Here is a 1,274-nt window from a genome sequence, read left to right on the forward strand (position 1 = left end):
TGGAAAACTAGCAGGGTTTATGGCAGATGAAGCAGGAAGTGTGTCGTATGAGGGTGGTAAAAGTTCTACTAGAAGATTTTATCATGTTACAAATGAAGAAGCAGCAAAAAGTATAATTGAATCTGGACAACTTGGAAAAAAAGGAAATGTATGGGAGAACAGGGTGTTTGCATGGACAGAGCAACCAACAAAAAAACAAGCGAACATTGCAGGTATTGGAAAGGGGTATAATACTGTATTACAGTTTGAAACAAATGCGTCATTTGAATTAGATGCAGGGAATAAAGGAAAATCTATTGCAAATATTGTTGTTCAAACGACAGATGGACAGAAAGTTCCAATATCTGTATATAATGTTAAGAGGGTTGGATATAAGAAAGAGTGGTGGCAATTTTGGAAGAAATAAAGGTATCAATTAATGAAGATTATATGTTGGATTATATAAATGTATATGGTGAAAATGTACATGATTACATATCGAAAGGAGAATATTATTTTAAATTTGGCAAGATATATGGAATCATATGCGAACAAGGTGCTGGAGGAGAAGTGTTATCACAAATTATTACAAATAAATTATTTGATGATAAGACAACAATTTTTATTGATGGAATAAAAATTGATTCCATTTATGATTTGGCATGGCATGTTGGAAAAGGTGTCAGAACAGGTGGATTATTTGAAAGAGAATTAAGTGTTCAAAAAGCATTAGAGTTAGCTATTAAAAAAAATAAACGGTATGAAAATATTGACACAATTCTTGAAGAATTTCATTTGTCACGTCATAGAATAAAATATTGTTTATCAAATATGGATGTTTGGGAGAGATGGAGAGCGTCTATTGCAATAGGATATGCTCAGGGAAAACAAATTTATTGCTTTCCCTGGATGGATTCATTATATTTTTATGATTGTATGATTAATTCTTCAGTATTTAGATTTTTTAAGAAGATAACTGGAGAAAATGGATTGATTATTTTGCCAACAGCTAGAGAAAAAAACGTTAAAGGTCTTGCAGATGAAATAGTAAAGATTAATTGTCCAAGATTTGAACATTGTATTTCGGAATCTGAATATTTTAAAAAGTATTTCTTATGAGTATAATGAATTTGTATGATAATAGGCATAAGAAATAATAAAATGGTTCAGCGATAGTTTATTGTTTATGAACTTACATATGTACATATATTAATGATTATATTTTAGGTAATAGGTGCAGGAAATGTATATGAAACCCTAACCCAGAACGGTTACATTTATTGCGGAGACAATCC

Annotated in this window: 2 protein-coding genes; both read left to right on the forward strand. The window is 30.6% G+C overall.

Features of this window, described 5'->3' with window-relative positions; translation table 11 throughout:
- A partial coding sequence (locus tag DWX29_RS12475; RefSeq protein WP_207663759.1) for a hypothetical protein occupies positions 1-406 on the forward strand: 406 nt, incomplete at its 5' end.
- Positions 394-1,098 carry a hypothetical protein gene (locus DWX29_RS12480; protein WP_117910808.1) on the forward strand — a complete coding sequence of 235 codons (705 nt, stop codon included), beginning with the start codon at positions 394-396 and terminating at the stop codon, positions 1,096-1,098. The genes DWX29_RS12475 and DWX29_RS12480, both read left to right, overlap by 13 nt.
- The last annotated feature ends 176 nt before the right edge of the window (positions 1,099-1,274 follow it).

Origin of the sequence: Eubacterium sp. AF19-12LB (assembly GCF_003479125.1) — a bacterium.
GTDB classification, from domain to species: domain Bacteria; phylum Bacillota; class Clostridia; order Lachnospirales; family Lachnospiraceae; genus Eubacterium_U; species Eubacterium_U album.